14 protein-coding genes are annotated in these 17463 nt (G+C 62.1%); 6 read left to right on the forward strand and 8 right to left on the reverse strand.

Annotation, left to right across the window (positions count from 1 at the left end; translation table 11 throughout):
* Positions 1–35 precede the first annotated feature (35 nt).
* Together ABEA02_RS10680 and ABEA02_RS10685 are read left to right on the forward strand one after the other, a co-directional pair.
* Positions 36–1151, forward strand: a complete 1116-nt coding sequence (locus tag ABEA02_RS10680) for a hypothetical protein (RefSeq protein WP_345532925.1) — start codon at positions 36–38, stop codon at positions 1149–1151.
* A gap of 46 nt (positions 1152–1197) precedes the next feature.
* Complete coding sequence (locus ABEA02_RS10685; protein WP_345532926.1) at positions 1198–4626, forward strand: hypothetical protein; 3429 nt, start codon at positions 1198–1200, stop codon at positions 4624–4626.
* Positions 4627–4868: 242 nt separating this feature from the next.
* On the opposite strand, the gene ABEA02_RS10690 is transcribed toward ABEA02_RS10685, so the two are convergent.
* The 8 genes from ABEA02_RS10690 to ABEA02_RS10725 all read right to left on the reverse strand — a co-directional run bounded on the left by ABEA02_RS10690 (position 4869) and on the right by ABEA02_RS10725 (position 11542).
* On the reverse strand, positions 4869–5486 hold the full coding sequence (locus tag ABEA02_RS10690) for a hypothetical protein (protein WP_345532927.1): 618 nt from the start codon (positions 5484–5486) through the stop codon (positions 4869–4871).
* Entirely contained in the window at positions 5483–7054 is a 1572-nt protein-coding gene (locus ABEA02_RS10695) for a substrate-binding domain-containing protein (protein WP_345532929.1), read from the reverse strand. The genes ABEA02_RS10690 and ABEA02_RS10695 overlap by 4 nt, the downstream gene beginning before the upstream one ends.
* A gap of 21 nt (positions 7055–7075) precedes the next feature.
* Positions 7076–8299, reverse strand: coding sequence for a toxic anion resistance protein (locus ABEA02_RS10700; RefSeq protein WP_345532931.1), 1224 nt, complete (start codon positions 8297–8299; stop codon positions 7076–7078).
* Between the two features lie 22 nt (positions 8300–8321).
* The gene (locus tag ABEA02_RS10705; RefSeq protein WP_345532932.1) at positions 8322–9410 is read right to left on the reverse strand and encodes a hypothetical protein; all 1089 of its coding nucleotides are present in this window, start codon (positions 9408–9410) and stop codon (positions 8322–8324) included.
* Positions 9411–9670: 260 nt separating this feature from the next.
* Positions 9671–10279, reverse strand: coding sequence for a PEP-CTERM sorting domain-containing protein (locus ABEA02_RS10710; RefSeq protein WP_345532933.1), 609 nt, complete (start codon positions 10277–10279; stop codon positions 9671–9673).
* A gap of 210 nt (positions 10280–10489) precedes the next feature.
* On the reverse strand, positions 10490–10876 hold the full coding sequence (locus ABEA02_RS10715; RefSeq protein ID WP_345532935.1) for a cupin domain-containing protein: 387 nt from the start codon (positions 10874–10876) through the stop codon (positions 10490–10492).
* 52 nt (positions 10877–10928) lie between these two features.
* A complete protein-coding gene (locus ABEA02_RS10720) occupies positions 10929–11267 on the reverse strand; it encodes a hypothetical protein (RefSeq protein ID WP_345532936.1) in 339 nt (112 codons plus the stop codon).
* 20 nt (positions 11268–11287) lie between these two features.
* Positions 11288–11542 (reverse strand): hypothetical protein, encoded by a 255-nt coding sequence (locus tag ABEA02_RS10725; RefSeq protein ID WP_345532938.1) that lies wholly within the window; start codon positions 11540–11542, stop codon positions 11288–11290.
* Between the two features lie 156 nt (positions 11543–11698).
* On the opposite strand from ABEA02_RS10725, the gene ABEA02_RS10730 reads away from it, so the two are divergent.
* The 4 genes from ABEA02_RS10730 to ABEA02_RS10745 all read left to right on the forward strand — a co-directional run bounded on the left by ABEA02_RS10730 (position 11699) and on the right by ABEA02_RS10745 (position 17343).
* The gene (locus ABEA02_RS10730) at positions 11699–13219 is read left to right on the forward strand and encodes a DUF4118 domain-containing protein (protein WP_345532939.1); all 1521 of its coding nucleotides are present in this window, start codon (positions 11699–11701) and stop codon (positions 13217–13219) included.
* Positions 13216–13899, forward strand: coding sequence for a response regulator (locus tag ABEA02_RS10735; RefSeq protein WP_345532940.1), 684 nt, complete (start codon positions 13216–13218; stop codon positions 13897–13899). Before ABEA02_RS10730 ends, ABEA02_RS10735 begins: the two co-directional genes overlap by 4 nt.
* Before the next feature lie 211 nt (positions 13900–14110).
* On the forward strand, positions 14111–15991 hold the full coding sequence (locus ABEA02_RS10740) for a potassium transporter Kup (RefSeq protein ID WP_345532941.1): 1881 nt from the start codon (positions 14111–14113) through the stop codon (positions 15989–15991).
* Between the two features lie 98 nt (positions 15992–16089).
* Positions 16090–17343: a DUF1615 domain-containing protein gene (locus tag ABEA02_RS10745; RefSeq protein ID WP_345532942.1), complete on the forward strand. Its 1254-nt coding sequence runs from the start codon at positions 16090–16092 to the stop codon at positions 17341–17343.
* Positions 17344–17463: the final 120 nt, after the last annotated feature.

Raw genomic sequence — 17463 nt, forward strand, 5'->3', positions numbered from 1 at the left:
CTGTCCACAATCCCGCGTCTATTCCTGGCCTCCGCATGTCTCAAGACCTTAGCCTCCACTTACCCAAAGATCGGTTACCTAGCACGCGCACCTGGAACCGCCTGCTCCGCGAGGCAGGCTTCAAGTTCAAGCTTCCCGCCGACTTGGAACCCGCTGAAGACCAAGGCTGGTTGCCTTGTGACAGTGACATCGGCTTCGATTACGCCAGCGGGCCGCTGGATGAAGTCATGACCGGCGGGCCAAACGGTACCCCCGTTGACTGGGGCATCACGCTGGAGTGCCAGAGTGATGCCTCTTGGGCTGCCGCTCACGCTACGCTCGCATGTCTGGCCGGGTATGCCGGCGGGTATGTGCTGGATATGCAAACTGGGGAAGAGCTGACCGCTGCTGACGCATTGGCACGCGCCATGACCCTACAACAGGCTTTGTCAGCCAAGACACGGCAACCTAATCCCTTCAGCACATCGCTGCGAACCATCCTCAAGCCAGAGCTCGAACAACTGGGATTCAAGAAGCTGTCTTCCATGTGGTTTTACCGAGTTAAGCATCTGACTTGTCAGTATGTGTACTTTGAGAAAGACCGACACGATCCGATGCACTATCGCGCTTCTTGCTTCATTCAGCAGTTGCTTCCTCGAAAGGCCTTTGTAGGTGGGTGGAAGGCTTTCCCGGTGGGATTACAGTTCATGCCGTACGGCACACCCAAAGAGGCAACGACATCCATGCAGATAGTGCTGGACGACATCCAGCATGTTGCGCTGCCTGATCTTGCACAGTTCGACACTCTGGAACAGCTGGCAGGGCACTTCTTGTCGGCCTACGCGGAAGCGGAGTATTTGTTCCCGTTGTCACATGAGTACGCTAGCAGCGCTTGCGTCTTGGCATTCAGTGGGAATCTGGGCCAAGGACGACGGCTCGCGGAGTTTGCCAGGCGCGCGTATCTGGACACTGCGGATGACATCTGGCAGGGCTTGAACGAAATGGCGAAGAAGCCTGATCCAGCAACCAAAAAGGACCTCTGGCCCTACGCCTACGCGGCCATGATGGATGAACTACTGGCTGCAATCGATGAAGGGCGGCACATGGCGCTGCTCACCGAGTGGCGACGGGAGTCCCTGAAGGCGGCGAAGGTGGCATACGAAGAGGTCTGAGCATTCGACCTGATCACTCCAGTAATTTGCGTTTCATCACATCTGCATGTCCCAAGACCTCAGCCTCTACCTGCAACAAGACCGCTTGCCCAGCGTACGCACCTGGAATCGCCTGCTACGCGAGGCAGGCTTCAAGCTGAAACTTCCCGCTGACCTGGAGCCCGCCGAAGATCAAGGCTGGGTACCGTGCGGCGATGAGATCGGCTTCGAGTACTTAAGCGGGCCACTCGACGAGACTGTCGTCGACGGACCGAACGGATCCCCGGCCGACTGGGACATCACGCTCTGCTGCCAAAGCGATGAATCCTGGGCTGCGGCCTACGCTGTGCTGGCTTGCCTGGCCTCACATACCGGTGGCTATGTTTCGGACATGCAAACCGGGGAAGAGCTGGTGGCCGAAGAAGCGCTGGCCCGTGCAAATGCCTTGCAGCAGGCTTTGCCCAGAAAAACCCGCAAGGCTAATCCACTTTTTGGCGCCATCAACTCAATTCTGAGGCCTGAACTCGAGAGGCTTGGATTCAAAAAGCTATCGGCTACGCGTTACTACCGCATTCGTCATCTGACCTGTCAGTACGTGTGCTTCACAAAGTATCTCCGTGACCCCACGCGCTACAGTGCAACGTGCTTCATTCAACTACTTTTACCGGCAGAAAAATACAGCACGCCGTGGCAAAGCTTTGGCCTTGGACGCGCGGGGCCTTCACCAGCTTCAAATTTCATGAACTACGGAAGTACTTCTGAAGCTGAAGAGTCAGTAAAGATCGTGCTTGATGAGTTCCGTGACGTTGCGCTTCCAGGTCTGGCGAAGTTCGATCGGCTGGAGCAATTGATCGATTATCTCGATGCCGTACATACCAATTCAGAGTATTCGAGTCGACATGCACACGGGTATGCGAAATACTCCAGCGTCCTGGCCTACGTTGGACGCCTAGACGAAAGTCGACGAATCGCGGAGTTTGCCAGGCTTGGCTATCAAGAATGGGCAGCTGAAGTTCGTGCCCTAACACCGAACGACGTCTGGCCTGATGCGTTTGTGGCATTGATGGACGAGTTTCTGACTGCGATGGATGATGGGCGACATATGGCGCTGCTCACCACGTGGCGACGGGAATCACTGAAGGCCGCGAAGGTGCCAGACGAGGAGATTCGGGCACACGACTCGGTCCATTTTTCCGTATCTATCTGTCACATCCGCAGTTCCCAAGATATCGGTCTCTATTTCAACCGGCGCCAAATGACGTTTGCAAGTCGTTGGAATCGCGAGATAACTGATCATGGCTTCGAGCTGCAGTTCCCCAGTCGACTTGATCTGGCTCAGGACGCAGGAGTTATTGCTTGCTTTGACGGCCCTGCGTTCGTGTTTTTCAGCAGGCCGTTAGCTGCACCTGTCACCAACTCCCCAAGTGGGGACTTGCTTGACTGGGAAATCACGCTCCGCTGCAAAAGCGACGCATCTTGGTCTGCGGCGCATGTTGTGTTGGCGTGCCTCGCATCGCGTACCGGTGGCTACTTGCTCGACATGCAAACCGGTCAGCAACTTACCCCTGATGCCGCGCTTGCCAAAGCGGCAACCCTGCCGCAAACACCGAAACGTACGATCAGGTTTGATCCGCGCTCAGCCGCCGTCAAGCTCATCCGTAATGCGTCTGTTGCGGAAATGACCAGTGAAGAAGCCGCAGCCCAAGCCAGCCTGCTGCGCGCGCTGGCCGTGCCCTATGCCAAAACAGGCGCCGGGGCTGACGCCTGTACGCTGGTCGGACCGCAATCGCGCCAATATAGGATCGGCAGGGCAGAGCGGGTGCAGGCGTTCTTCCGGTTCTTCCGCGATCAGGCGGAGGCAAGGCAACGTCCGTTATCTTTGCTGCTCGACAAGCTGTATCGCCGCTTCATCGTGCCGGCCGAGGCGATGGCGCTGCGGCGGGAGCTGGGTTTCGTGCACCTGTGGTGGGAGTCGATGAGCGAGGCCGACATCGATTGGGAAGCTTATGGCGTGCCGGCTGACGAGCGCATTCGCTTTGAGTCGGATGCCTCGCTGTGGCAGGACTTCAGCCAGGTGATCATGGTCTTGCTCAAAGGGTGTGACGAGCTGGACGATCTGGAAGCCTCGCTGGCGGGTTGGCCTCGCAACTACATCCACCTGAGCGGCCGGCCCAGCAAGTTCCTGGACTGGCACATTCTCGGCGGGCATACGGGGCAGCTGCCGCGCAGCGTACTGCTGGCCATCAGGCCTGAAACGCCACCGCTGTGGTGGCAGCACGGCTTGCAATGGCGGGCGCAGCGCGATGCCGCCAAACGGGCGCGGGAGACGGGCGTTGCGCCGAAGCTGCCGCCGTTCGCGTTGCCGTCGCGATTCCAGATCGCCCTGATGTTCGGGCCGGATCGTCCTCGCCCGGACCTTGTGGCCTGGCAGCGCGCACTGGACAGGGAGGCGGAAAAATCTGGCGTGCATCTGACGCTGGACGCGAGCCCCGACCCGACACAGACGCCAGAGAACCTGCGCCACGGCACGCTCAATGGCCATCGCGTCAGCTTCCTGGAGCACGAGCTGGCGATCAGCGAGGTGCACAACCTGGACAAGTGGCTACAGACGCTTTCAGGCTACGACAATCTGCAAACCGCCGTGTGCTTTGCAGGCAGTGGCGCACGCAACGCAGCAGCTGCGTTGTGGGCGATGGCCGTGCTGTACGTGCACTCGCGCGCAGCGATGGCTCCCCTCAACGACGTGACGGTTCCTTGCTTGCTCAGGATGGGCGACGAGAACGGCCAGAACGTCGAGACCCGCTGTGTGGACGACGTGCTGGCCGAGATCCGCAGTCATATCGATATCGACAATGACACGTGGCACGTGCCACAGCGTGCGCTGGAGGATTACAACGGCCAGCTGCTGGAACCGACCGACTCGGCGGCCGCAGCGCCTGCAACCAGCGGTTCCGACGCCAAGCTGCGCTTGCATGCCCTGCGTGCTCTGCCCGAGGACGGCAAGCTCGAACTGGACGTCTATCTGCTGCATGGCCCGTTTGACGCTGAAAGGCCGGTCTATTCCGGTGCGCCATTACCGGCGATCGAGGCCCTCAACGAAAAGAGCAGTGACTGGGACGATATTCCGGCAACGGAGTTTTCCGGCGATTTCGCGCTGGGGCACGCTGCGCGGATCAGTTGCCGCGTGGCCGGAAAGGCCGCTGGGTTCGATGTCGCCGCATCCGTGCTCACCGAGACCGATCTTCAGGCCATGCCGACTTTCGGCAATCCGTTGCTGGAGGAGCATCGCGAAAGAATGACCGGCCTGTTGTTGCGGATCTCTGGCACGCGCAATGACTTCGACTGTGTGGCGGCTATCTGGTTTGTGCGTGCGGTCGACGTCTTGCATCGTTGCAGCATCAGCGTGAAGCATGACCGAAACGCCAGGTTTGAGGACCAGGACCGGTTTATGTATTTGAGTAGTAGCTACGTGAAGGCTTTCGGCTGGGCAAAATGAGCGGGCGCTGAGGGCTATGCCGACGCAGAAGGGCCACGCGAGCGGCCCTTCTGCGTTGAAGTGCCTGAGTCGGGTGCCTCAGGACTTGACGAACACCGTGACCAGCGGCTCGCCGGATGCTCTCGCCCTGCGCAATGCCCTTGCCCAGCACCTTGCGCTGGCGTGCTGCGTCGAGGCTGACCTTCAGTGCGGCGTCTGCTGTGGCCTTGCAGTGGTGGCGCAGCAACGCTACGGCGGAGTATTTACTGCGGCAGGTAGTTGACCGGGCGGAACTTCTGCTTGAGGTACTCGCCCTGGGCGACAAGTTTGTCGGCATCCTTGCCATAAACACCCGCCACCAGTTCGCCCAGTTCTTCGTGCAACAGGGTGAGCTGCTCCAGCAAGATGGTGTGGCTGGTCTTGCCATCGCGCACTGCGTGCAAACGCGCAAAGCCGGGCGGCAAGCTCAGGTAGCTTTGCAGGGAGAAGGGCAGGTCGCGTGTCACGGCGTTGCTGATCTCGATGCGCGCATCCATCGGGAAGCCTGACTCGGCCAAACGGGGTGTGAGCTCATGCACCATGGCCTGGATCTGTTGCAGCTTGGCTTTGGCTTCACTGGTCAGACGCGGTGCAAGCTCACGCACGATGACGTCCATTGCGTCGGCCAGGGCCAGTTTTGGCAGCTCGTCGAGCGAGCGGGCGCTACGTCCCGGCACGATCAGCCAGCCAAACAGCCAGGCGCCGGCCGTCAACCACATCCAGCCACTGCGGATGATGCCCGTGAAGTACAAAGCCAGCACGAGGAGCGCGCACAAGCAACCGACGATGTTGCCCGTCCCGTAGAAGAACAGCGCAAGACGTGTGCGTAGCGGAACGCTCACTGATAGCCCCGGATTTCCTTGAAGGCAGCCTGCAGGCCGGACTTTTTGGCGTCGAAGACGCGACCCCCGGTGGGTCGGGTAATGGTCTCCAGTTCATCGGAGCGCGCATCGCCGAACAAGACGGCGAAGACGCGGATACCCCGTTTATCCGGCGGCAAACCGTTGAACCAGCTGACGAACTGGTCGGCCGAGAGGCCATCGCCGTTCTTGCCGTCGGTCATCAACAGGATCGAGTACACGCGATCCGGCGCTTGCGCCTGACGCTTCAGCGCCGCTTCGTAGGCCTGCTGTGTCGCGCTGTAGATTGCGGTGCCACCACTTGCACTCAAGCGCCTGACGTATTCGGCATAATCCTGCAGCCGCTGTGCGTTGGTGCTCTTGTCTTCGACCAGCTGCCAGGCCTGCATATCTTCGACGCGGTCGGAAAAGCGGAACAGGGTGATTCGCTCGCGCTCGCGCCACTTCGCAAAGCGCCCCGAGAGACTCGTGTCAGCCCCCGTCAGGCCCGTCAGCGCCGTTTGCAATTGGCTGATGCGCTCGCCACTCATCGAGCCACTGGTGTCGATCACCAGCGTGGAATCTGCCGGTCTTCGCACTGTGTTGAGATAGGCGTCGAGCAGGCCATTGATGACTTCGAGTTTCGCGGGAAAGGGCAGCTCGAAGTAGGTGTGCGCGGGTACTGCCGAGGGCACGGCCGTGTTGACGGGCTGGCGACGCGTGGTTGTACTCATGGCCTTCTGGAAGGTTTCGCCACGCAGGTATTCGACCAGCTTGTCGTAAGCCGCACGTTGTGCCGGGTTGATCAGCATGAAGGGGTAGTCGGCCGTGATGACGCCGTCCTTGGGATAGACCAACACCAGCGGGGTCTTGAGTTGTCCCGATGCATTGAGGGCGTGCAGCACGGAGGCGTAGTTCACCAGCCCATCGTGCGAATCAGCCTCACGCTGATAGACCTCGGCCAGCCAGCCGGATGATCCTGCCGTCAGCGTTTGAGACTTCGCGAAGGCAGCCAAGGTGCGGAAATCGATGTCTTTGAGCTCCAGCGCATCGCCCTGGCCTGATATCGCAGCGGCCAGCCCCAGCACTGCAGAGAATCCGGTGTTGGAGGTTGCCGGGTTGCTCATGCCGAAGCGGAAGCGTCCTTCGCCGGCCGCCTTGGCAATGGCCGCCCACGTTGGCGGCTTGTCGGCGTTGTCCCAGCCCAGCGCACGCGCTTTATCGGCCTTCACGCCCAACACGACGGGCGAAATCATGGTGCGCTCACTGGCCAGCACGCGCGCCTTTACGGCGGGTGTCAGCAAGGCATAACGGTTGCTGGCCAGCCAGGCGAAATCGAACTGAGCACCGGACTGCAGTTGCTCCACAGCATCCAGCGTTCCGGCGTACTGCAACTTGAGCTTCAAGCCGGTGGCCGCTTCGATCTGCGGCAAGAGCGGCTCGATGTCTTTGAGCTCTGATCCGGCCAGCACAGTCAGTGCACCGCCGCTGCCCGTGTTGTCCGGGCCACCTTCGCTGCAGGAGACAAGACAGGTCAGGCACAACAGCCATAACGCAACAAGCTGGCGCATCGGAATCTCCTTGTGCTTCGTTCAGAGCTTGACCGGCCCGGCCAGCACCGGTGCTGCGCCCGCCACAGCGTCGCGCAGACCCTCGCCCCGCGCACGGTCGACGTATTGCCTGGCGCGGTCGATCTGCTGGGAAATCAGTTCATTGTTCTTTGCCATCACGCCAATGGCCTGTGAGCGAAAGTTGTCCATGGCGTCCATCGCCGCAAACGTCTGGTCGAACATGGCCTGCATGCGCTCCACACCGATCAGCGGATTGCTGGCGAACTCACCAGTCTTCTGCACATGGGTGTTGAGCGCGCGGCCCGACTCTTCGATGAGGTCGCCAATGGTGCCGGCCACACCGCTGAGCATGTTCATCACCTCGATCTGGTTGCCCGTCGCACGCGCCACCGTCGTGGCCACCGCCAGCGCCGACATGCCGGTGGTGGCGACACGGTTGCAGCCATTGATCATCTCGCGGCCGGTCTTCTTGAGCACGTCCATGGCCAGATAGCCATTCACGGTCACAGCCATCTGGGTCTGCATGTCGGTGAGATTCTGACGCGCGTAGAAAAGCACCTCCTGCTCAAGCGCACGGCCCCGCTCGGGGTCACTGACCTTGAGGTTCTCCACCTGCGCGGCAAGGCGTCCGTCAAGCTCGCGGGCGAAATGGATCGCCGAACCCAGCTTCTGCATCGCATCCCACAGCTTCTGCTTGACTGTCTCGATCTCGGCGACGTCGCGCTGCATGTCATCGCGCGACGCATAGACCTGTTGCAGCGCCGTGTTGAGCTGATTGCCTGCGGACTGAAACTTGCGGAAGTACGCCTTGAGCTTGTTGCCGAAGGGAATGATTCCCAGCAGCTTGTTCTGCGATAGCAGATCGCCCTGCTTGCCTGGGTTCAGTTCGTCGAGCTGGCCACGCAGGCTGCTGATGGCCTTGAAGGCTGGACTGTCTTCCATGCCGACAAAGTTGCGCTCCATGAAGTGACCTGTCATCAAGCTGGCCGCCTGCGAGATTTCTTCACGCCCGAGGTGGAAGGCCGAGTCGAGCTTTTTCTTGAAATCGTCACTGTGCAGGTCACCCTCAAGCAGGGTGCCGACGAACCGCCCCACCTGATCGTCCACCGCGGCCTTCAACTCCGGGCCCAGCGGCACCATCTCCGGGGCTTTCTCTGCAACGACTATTTTGACGGGTTCTGGCGGCACGAGGGGCAGGACATCGGGAGCCTGCAGTGTCTGGGTTGCGGTCGAAGTCTCGCTCATCGGTGATCTCCGGTCGTTAGGGTTATTTCATCTGGGCGGCGACGACGTCGATCATGCGTTCGAGCATCGCATAGCTCGGCGGATCGATGACATCGTCAAGAACACTGGGGGCGGACAGCTTCTTCTGCTTGAGGAACTCGACGAAATGCTGAGGGCTGGCACTGCGGAAGCCGTATTCGGCAGCCAGTTTCTGCAGCTCGGGGTCTCGATCGAGTGCCTCGCCGACGCGCGCCCCCGCCTCGGTGAAAGGCACCAGCACATGCTTGGTCAGCACGGTCGGCTGCGGATAGAGCAAGACCATTTCGGCATTGGGCTGCGGAAGGCGGGACTGGTATTCGATGAACTGCGACTCGTACACCATCACCAGTGGCGCCTTGCCCATGCCCATGCTGACGTAGTCCTCGAAGGGGCCGGCGGAACTCGCCTCCAGAAACCCCTGACGCAAGAACAATTGACTCGCCGTGGGCATGACCTTCTGCACCGCCTCGTCGGACTGCACAACGTCGTTGCCATTCAGCAGATAGGACGCCAGCGCGAGGTACATCGCAGCAGAGTTCGATTTGCGTACGTCGGTACTGGCAATAAAGACCACGCGCCCCGAGTCGTAGGCCTTGTTGTCACGCAACTCCCGCCAGCGTTTGCCATCCGCTGTCATCTTCAACAAGCGCGGCAGCCCCGTCAGATAGAGCACACCATCGCGCTGTTCGACGAGGCCATTGCCCTGCAACAGAGGCACCAATTTTTGCCAGGAGGCCACGGCCAGCGGCGTGTAGAAAGGGTTGAAGAGCTGCTTTGCCTTGCTGACCTCTTTGAGGCGCTGAGCTGCGGGGCTGCCTGCCGGATGGCCGAAATCGAATTGCTTGAGATCTGGATGGTCGGCCATTTCGCGCGAGCCCGATTTGAGCACCTCCAGCCTCAGACCCAGCTTCGCAAAGGCATCTACCACCCGCGGATCACGGTAGAAGCCCTCTTTTTCTGAACCGATCAGCCCCCGCACGACAGTCAGTGAATTGGCGGAGTCTCCGCGCTGCTCCTGTGCCGAAAACCAGATGCCAACCAGTACCGCTCCCCCAACGATCATTGCCAGCAGCGGGCCTAAGATCTTGCGCAACGTGCCTCCTCAGCTATCGTGAATGACCATGAATGTGCAACAGCATTACGGTACATTGATGACGGCACCGTGACGGCACACAAGGTAGCACAAGCAACCGGACCGGATATGACAGTCAGCCGGAGGCCAATGTCGGGAGGACCATTGCACAGCCTTCTTTCAGCCCTGCGAGGGATGCCCGAATAGGCGCAAGGTGCAAGTAGTGCCGGCACAAAGCAAAAGGGCCGCTTGCGCGGCCCTTTGATCATGATCGGCAAAACTCAGGCCTTGCGACGACGCGCGAAACCCAGGCCAACGATGCTCAGGCCCACCAGCGCGAGGCTGGCCGGCTCAGGCACTTCGGCGCCGTTGATCACGACGTTGTCGATTTCCAGCTCGCTGGAGCCGCCGGTGATCGTGAACCAGCTGATGTTGCTGAAATCGCTACCGAAGCCGTGCGTGACCGCACCGTAGGAATAGTAATCACCGCCCAGCGTAACCGATGCGCCATTCGAACCGGTCAGAACCCAGTTGCCATACTTGATGTAGGTGTCAAAGCTGGTGAGGCTGAACAGGGCGCCGTTCATATCCACGCGAATGCCGTAGCCACCGTGAATGTCGAAGCCGGCGCTGCTGCCATAGCTACCCGTGATGTGCGCGTGGTCATACTGCCCGGTCAGCGAAACACGTGCCCCGGCCTCGCTCCAGACGCTGCCGTAGTAACCGCCATAGGCCGACTCGTAGTAGGAGCCATACACCAGGTACTGGTAACTGGCCGTTACGCCCGAAGTCGTGGTCACATCACCGGCCGCATCTTCAAAGGTGATGGTCGTGGCGTTGGCCGTTGCCATCAGGGCAAAGGCGGCGAGTGCGGCAAAAAGCTTTTTCATGATTGTGTTTCTCCCTCGGGGCTTGTTCTGGAAACTGCGTGTGCGCATTCAAACAAGTGGCTCCCCGTTGAGCGAGCAACAAATTCACACAACCTCGGTATTCATCAAAATCGACGCCGGATTTCCGTGACGTAGTTGGCAAATGAATGGGCCGCAAAAGACAGCGGGGCCGCATTTGCGGCCCCGCTGTCTTGCAGGCTGTCGCCCGGATCAGGACTTGACGAACAGGGTTACCAGCGGCTCGCCGGCAACCTCGCGGCTCCAGTGGCCGTGGATTTCCGGATTGAAGGTGGCGCCTTCGGGCAGGGTGTCGGCGGAGTAGAAGTGATCGCCAGCGTTGAAGCGGCGGGCACTGCCATCGGCGAGGATGATTTCCATCGCGCCACTGAGGATGAACACCCATTGCGGATCCTTGGTCACGTGCATCTGGCTCTTGAAACCGGTCGGGCTCTGACGCAGCTGCACGCCACTGGCGGGCATGATCTTCGACAGCATGGCGTTGGGGTTGCCTTCGGTAAGAGCGATCTGCTCTTCGCGGAATTTCGCCTTGCCGTCGGTATCGGTGTAGAGGATCACTTGCGTGAAGGTGGTGGTCATGCGGTCTCCTGTGGAAAAAAGTTGAATGGACGAAACGGCAGCTGCGGGGAAATCAATTGAGACCCGACGAAGCACCAAACATGAACAGCTCGCCCAGAAAGCGGACGCTGAGGTTACGCTCCTTGTCGCCCCAACGGCAGGCACGGAAGGGCTGTTCCATCCAGCATTCATCGGGCTCGCCGATCTCCGCCACAAGCCGGCTGTAGTCCGGTTTGCGATCCTGCAATCGCTGGGCTTCACTCAGACTCAGGTAACGACGAGCGGGCATGAGCTGACAGGCACTGACGGCAAAAGACAGAACGATGCAGAGCACGATGCGCATCAACGCGCAACCATGAGAGAAATGGCGCTGGCGAAGGCTCGGAAAGTTGGTGAAATACAAACTCGTCACGGTCAATGCCTCCTTCCGGGTCAGTTGAGGCCGTCTGCCGAACGAACCAGGGCCTTGCCGCCAACGAAGCGTACGCTGACCCCGCGCTTCTCGTCGCCCCAACGGCAGCTGCGCGTCACCAGCACATCGTTGCAAGAGGCAGGTTTGCCGAGGATGCTGACGACTTCGTCGTAAGACATACCGACGCTGACGCGCTCGTAATTGGCCAGGGTGAGCTTGCTGCAGGCGGTAAGTGCAAGCACCAACGCCAGCAGAGTAAGGGCAGAACGGAACATGGCGAGGCTCCGGACGATACGGAAAGGATGCATTGTGAACGCGATTGCGTGCTGGCGGCCAGACCGGACAGCGGCGGAATCGATGAACTCGATTTATGCAGCATTTTTATACGCCGCCTCGTAAGCTGCACTCATCGCATTCCCTGACACGGCTGGATGAAGCGCTCTCCCTCCCCGCACAATGGCTGGCAACACCGACCCGGCATGGGTTTCGTGACGGCCACGCTCGCTGTGGCGGCGCTTTCCGCGGCACTGGCCCCCTGGCGCAACGTGCTGGATGCCGCCAACATCGTGATGCTCTACCTGCTGGTCGTGGTGGGTATCGCACTCGTCTTCACACGCGCAGCGGCGATATTCAGTGCCGTACTGGGTGTGGCGGCTTTCGATTTCTTTTTCGTCACGCCGCGCTTCTCGTTTGCCGTGGGCGACGCGCAGTACCTGCTGACCTTCGCAGTCATGCTGGTGGTCGGTCTCATCCTGACCCAGCTCACCGCAGGTTTGCGCCAGCAGGCCATGCGCGCCACACAACGCGCAGGTCAGGTCACTGCGCTCTACGAACTGGCCCGTCAGCTTGCCGGCGCGGCCAGCAATGCACAGGTTGATGAGCTGGTGCGCGCGTTTGCGGCACGAACCCTGGGCGGCCGCTGCGAGCTGTGGCTGGCGAGCCGTGGCGGGCAACCGGTGCGTGTCGAAGACGGTGCCTCCCAGGTGCCGCTGGAGCTGGGTCTGGTGTTCGCCCACGGCAACCCGCTGGAACACGACGACGAACATCGCCCGGACCATCGCTGCCTGCTGCTGGCCCTGGAAGCCCCGATGCGCCGGCGCGGGGTCTGCCTGCTGTCCCTGCCCGTGTCACTCGTCGATGAGGAGACGCGGCACACAGCACGCATGCTCGCCTCGCTGGCCGCGATTGCGCTGGAACGCCTGCACTACGTCGAAGTGGCACACAACGCGACACTGGAGATGGAGACCGAGAAGCTGCGCAGCGTGATCCTGTCGGCGTTGTCACACGACATCCGCACACCGCTGACCGTGATGCTGGGCCTCGCCGACACCCTGCAGCAAACGCAGACGCTGGACCCGGCACAAGTGCGCGATCTGTCGGGCGCGATCCACGGCCACGCGACGCGCCTCAACGATCTGGCGCACAAGCTGCTGGACATGGCGCGCCTGCAATCGGGCAAGCTGCAATTGCGCAGCGAGTGGCAATCGATCGAAGAAATCGTCGGCGCGGCGCTCGCAGCTGTCACGCCCCACATCAACGCCGCACAGGTACGCACCGAGCTGCCGGCAACATTGCCGCTAGTGGAGTTCGACGCTGTGCTGATCGAGCGCGTGTTGTGCAACCTGCTCGACAACGCCATACGCCACGCGGGGCCGCATGCCAGCATCGTCATCCGCAGCACGCACGATGACACCTCGCTGAGCCTGCATGTCGCGGACAACGGTCCTGGCCTGCCGGCCGATCACGCCGACTGGCTGTTCCAGCCCTTCCAGCGCGGGCCGGCATCGGGCGGAGGGGGTGTGGGCCTGGGCCTCGCCATCTGCCGCACGATTGCACGCGCGCATGGTGGCGATCTGTTGGCCCACAATGCGCCGGAGGGGGGTGCCGTCTTCAGCCTGCGCCTGCCGCGCCGCGAACCGCCACGCATCGAATCGGAAGGAGAGGGCGCATGAACAACGACGCCCCCATCCTCATCATCGATGACGAGCCGGACATCCGCCGCTTCGTCGCCATGAGCCTCACTGCGGAAGGCTGGCGCGTTCAGCAAGCCGCCACGGCCGCCGAAGCCCTGCAATGCATCGCGCAGCAGATGCCGTGTCTGGCCCTGGTCGACCTCGGCCTGCCTGATCGCGACGGTGTTGAACTCGTGCGCGAGTTGCGCAGCTGGAGCAGCCTGCCCGTGCTGGTGTTGTCGGCACGCAGCGAAGAACGCGACAAGATCAGCGCGCTCGACGTCGGCGCTGACGACTACCTCGTCAAACCCTTCGGCGTCGGCGAACTGCTGGCGCGCGTGCGGGCCCTGCTGCGCCGCGCCGCCCCGCAGGAAGAATCGCCGCAACTGCGCTTCGGCGAGATCGACATCGACTTCGCGCGCCGGCGTGTGCTGCGAAGCGGCGACGAAGTGCACCTCACACCCATCGAGTACCGGCTGCTCACCGCTTTCGTCGCTGGGCGCGACCGCGTGCTCACGCATCGCCAGCTGCTGCGCGAGGTGTGGGGCCCGAGCTTCGTCAACAGTCCGCACTACCTGCGCATCTACGTCGGCCACCTGCGCCAGAAGCTCGAAGCAGACCCGGCGCGGCCGCGTCACTTCGTCACCGAAACCGGTGTTGGTTACCGTTTCTGCCCTTGAGCCAGATCCATGCCATGCCTCCTGTACGTCATTCCCGCCAGCTTTACCCCCGGCGCAGCCGCACTGCGCTCCCCTCCCCCGCTTGCGGGGGAGGGGCTGGGGGAGAGGGCTGCGGGAATCCAGTGACTTCCTCCACCCGCACAAACGTCGCTGGATTCCCGCCTTCGCGGGAATGACGGTCTTTGCGCATCTGACATGTAGTGATTCCACCATGAGCCAGTCACACGACAAACAATCGCTCTCCGCCCTCACCCTCGCCGCCCTCGGCGTCGTCTTCGGCGACATCGGCACCAGCCCGCTCTACGCGATGAAGGAAGCCTTCGCGCAGACCCACTACCCGCTGCCCGTGATCGCCGACAACGTGCTGGGCATCCTCTCGCTGATGGTGTGGAGCCTGCTCATCATCGTGACCTTCAAGTACGTGATGATCGTGCTCCGCGCCGACAACCACGGCGAGGGCGGGGTGGTGGCGCTGATGGCACGCGTGGTCGAGCGCGCGAAAGACCGGCCCAGGAAGCGCACCTTCGCCATCTGGGCCGGCCTGTTCGGTGCCTCGCTGTTCTATGGTGACGGCGTCATCACGCCCGCCATCTCGGTGCTGTCGGCGGTCGAAGGTCTCGAAGTCGCCACGCCCGCGTTCACGCCCTTCGTGCTGCCCATCACCGTTGGCATCCTGATCGGCCTGTTCTGCATGCAAAGCAAGGGCACGGCCAAGGTCGGCGCTTTCTTCGGCCCCATCGTCTGCGTGTGGTTCGGCGCGCTGGCCCTCGTCGGCATCAGCAACATCGTCGCGCATCCGCAAGTGCTCGCCGCGCTGTCACCGCACTACGCACTGAGCTTCCTCGCCACGCACCAGACGGTGGGCTTCCTTGCCATGGGTGCCGTGTTCCTCACCGTCACCGGGGGTGAGGCGCTGTATGCCGACATGGGCCACTTCGGCAAGAAGCCGATCCGCCTCGCCTGGGTCGGCCTCGTGTTGCCCGCGCTGCTGCTCAACTACTTCGGCCAGGGTGCGCTGCTGATTGCAGACCCCGAGGCTGCCCGCAATCCCTTCTACCTCTCGGTGCCCGAGTGGGGTCTCTACCCCATGGTGGGGCTGGCCACGGCCGCCACCGTCATTGCTTCGCAGGCACTCATCACCGGTGCCTTCTCGGTCACGCGCGAACTCATCCAGCTCGGCTACTGCCCGCGCATGAACATCCGCCACACCTCGGGCTCGCAGATGGGGCAGATCTACATGCCCTTCGTGAACTGGACGCTGCTGATCCTCGTGATCCTCGTCGTGCTGGGGTTCAAGAGCTCTTCGGCGCTGGCCGCCGCCTACGGCATCGCCGTCACGCTGACCATGCTGGTCACGACCATCCTCGCCTTCTCGGTCGCACGTCGTGACTGGCACTGGCACAACCTGCTGGCGCTGGCCGTGTTCGGCCCGCTGCTCGTCATCGAGCTGGTCTTCCTGGCCGCCAATGCGACCAAGATCGCCGATGGCGGCTGGTTCCCGCTGGTGTTCGGCGGCATCATCTTCCTGCTGCTCACCACCTGGCGCAGCGGTCGCGAACAGCTCAGCCTGCGCATGGCTACCGACAGCGTGCCGCTGGTGCCCTTCGTACAGAGCCTGCAACACGAGACCGTGCTGCGCGCCGACCACACAGCCGTGTTCCTCAACCCGCGCCCTGAGCAGGTGCCCAACGCCCTGCTGCACAACCTCAAACACAACCGGGTCGTGCACGACAAGATGATCTTCCTGACCGTCAGCTTCCTGCCCGTGCCGCGGGTGGAAATGTCGCAACGCGTGCTCGTCGAACGCATCTGCCACAACGCGCACCGCGTAAAAGTCTTCTTCGGCTTCATGGAGACGCCGGACATTCCCGCCGCGCTGGAATGGGCCGAAGAACAGGGCCTGGAGGTCGATGCCGCCAGCGTCTCCTGGTTCATCAGCCGCGAGACGCTGCTGCCCACGCCGGGCGAGGGCATGCCAGTGTGGCGCGAACGCATCTTCGAGCTGATGTTCCGCAACGCCACGCCGGCCACGCGCTTCTTCCAGCTGCCGCCGGGACGAGTGGTCGAGCTGGGTAGCCAGATCGCCATTTAGGGCGGTGCGAGCGGCAGCGCTGCCCGTCAGTCGGGCCTGAGATAGTCGCCCCGCAGCGGCCGAGGCATACTGCGAGGCCGAACGCAGGTCTGTCTCCCATGCTGCACCGTTGTTGCTCACTGCTGCCCGCCTTGCTCCTTGCCGCCAGCCTGCTCACCGGCTGCGGCATGTTTGGCGAAACCCAGCCCGACAAACCGGCTGCACCCGTCGCCGCATCGAGCAGCAGCAGCGCAAAATCCAGCACACACGCACGCCCTGCCGCCCCGCGCAGCAGCAGCTCGTCGAGCGCACCACCGCCGCTGCCTGCCACCTACGACCTGCCGCAAGCCATTACCGCCTTCAAGCGCCTGGTGCCCGCACGCGTCACCGATGCGTCGGACTGGGCCAACGATGTGGGCATCGCCATGGGCGCGCTGCGTATCCCGCTGACGCCTGACAACGTCTGCGCCGTCGTGGCCACCATCGAGCAGGAATCGAGCTTCTCCACCGACCCCGAAGTGCCCAACCTGCCAGCCCTCGTCAAACGCGAGATCGAGGTGCGCCGCAACCGCTACAGCATCCCCGAAGTAATCGTCGAAAAAGGCCTGCAACAGAAGAGCCGTGATGGCCGCAGCTGGGGTGCGCGCATCGAGGCCCTGCGTACCGAATCCGACGTCAGCCTGCTCTACGAAGAAGTCAGCTCGCTGCTGCCCGACATCGCCCGCAAATACCAACCCGAGAACCCCGTACACACGGCCGGTGCGATGCAGGTGAACGTGGCCTTCGCCGAAGAGCACGCCAAGCAGAAGCCCTACCCCTGGGGCCGCATCGCCTCGGTGCGCCGTGAAACCTTCACGCGGCGCGGCGGCCTCTACTTCGGCGTGGCCCTGCTGCTCGACTACAAGGTCGCCTACGATCACCCGCGCTACCGCTTCGCCGACTACAACGCAGGCCGCTTCGCAAGCCGCAACGCGGCCTTCCAGCAAGCCCTGTCACGCATCAGCGGGCAGGCACTCGCACTCGATGGCGACCTGCTGATCTACGAAGGCATCAACCGCCCCTCGCCGACCCCCAGCAACACGCAGAAGGTGCTCGAAAGCCTGTCCGCCTCACTCGGTGTACCGCGCGCCGACGTGCGCCGCGAGTTGCTGTCAGAGAAGTCGGAGGCCTTCGAAAAGACACGCCTGTGGCAACGCGTCTTCCTGATGGCCGACGCCGCTGCGAAGCAGACGCTGCCACGCTTCATCCTGCCGCAGATCGCCGTGCAGAGCCCCAAGTTCAAGCGCACGCTGACCACCACCGGCTACGCCGCTTCGGTGGAACAGCGCTGGAACACCTGCATGGCCCGCCAGCGCGCCAACCACGGGCTCTGAAGCCGGCGCAGACCGCACAGGCCGATCTGCACTTCAGCAAACGCCGACTCGTCGCCCTGTATCGCGGCCGGATCGAACCCGCTTGAAATCCAGCCTCGATCACCTCACCTGAAGGGAACC

The sequence above is a fragment of the Viridibacterium curvum genome (assembly GCF_039544165.1).
Lineage (GTDB): Bacteria > Pseudomonadota > Gammaproteobacteria > Burkholderiales > Rhodocyclaceae > Viridibacterium > Viridibacterium curvum.

Excerpts from the sequence above, each read along its gene's own strand:
- ABEA02_RS10745 (WP_345532942.1), top strand. The coding sequence starts at position 16,090 with ATGCTGCACCGTTGTTGCTCACTGCTGCCCGCCTTGCTCCTTGCCGCC.
- ABEA02_RS10680 (WP_345532925.1), top strand. The coding sequence starts at position 36 with ATGTCTCAAGACCTTAGCCTCCACTTACCCAAAGATCGGTTACCTAGC.
- ABEA02_RS10725 (WP_345532938.1), bottom strand. The coding sequence starts at position 11,542 with ATGTTCCGTTCTGCCCTTACTCTGCTGGCGTTGGTGCTTGCACTTACC.
- ABEA02_RS10735 (WP_345532940.1), top strand. The coding sequence starts at position 13,216 with ATGAACAACGACGCCCCCATCCTCATCATCGATGACGAGCCGGACATC.
- ABEA02_RS10685 (WP_345532926.1), top strand. The coding sequence starts at position 1,198 with ATGTCCCAAGACCTCAGCCTCTACCTGCAACAAGACCGCTTGCCCAGC.
- ABEA02_RS10730 (WP_345532939.1), top strand. The coding sequence starts at position 11,699 with ATGAAGCGCTCTCCCTCCCCGCACAATGGCTGGCAACACCGACCCGGC.
- ABEA02_RS10715 (WP_345532935.1), bottom strand. The coding sequence starts at position 10,876 with ATGACCACCACCTTCACGCAAGTGATCCTCTACACCGATACCGACGGC.
- ABEA02_RS10710 (WP_345532933.1), bottom strand. The coding sequence starts at position 10,279 with ATGAAAAAGCTTTTTGCCGCACTCGCCGCCTTTGCCCTGATGGCAACG.
- ABEA02_RS10700 (WP_345532931.1), bottom strand. The coding sequence starts at position 8,299 with ATGAGCGAGACTTCGACCGCAACCCAGACACTGCAGGCTCCCGATGTC.
- ABEA02_RS10740 (WP_345532941.1), top strand. The coding sequence starts at position 14,111 with ATGAGCCAGTCACACGACAAACAATCGCTCTCCGCCCTCACCCTCGCC.
- ABEA02_RS10695 (WP_345532929.1), bottom strand. The coding sequence starts at position 7,054 with ATGCGCCAGCTTGTTGCGTTATGGCTGTTGTGCCTGACCTGTCTTGTC.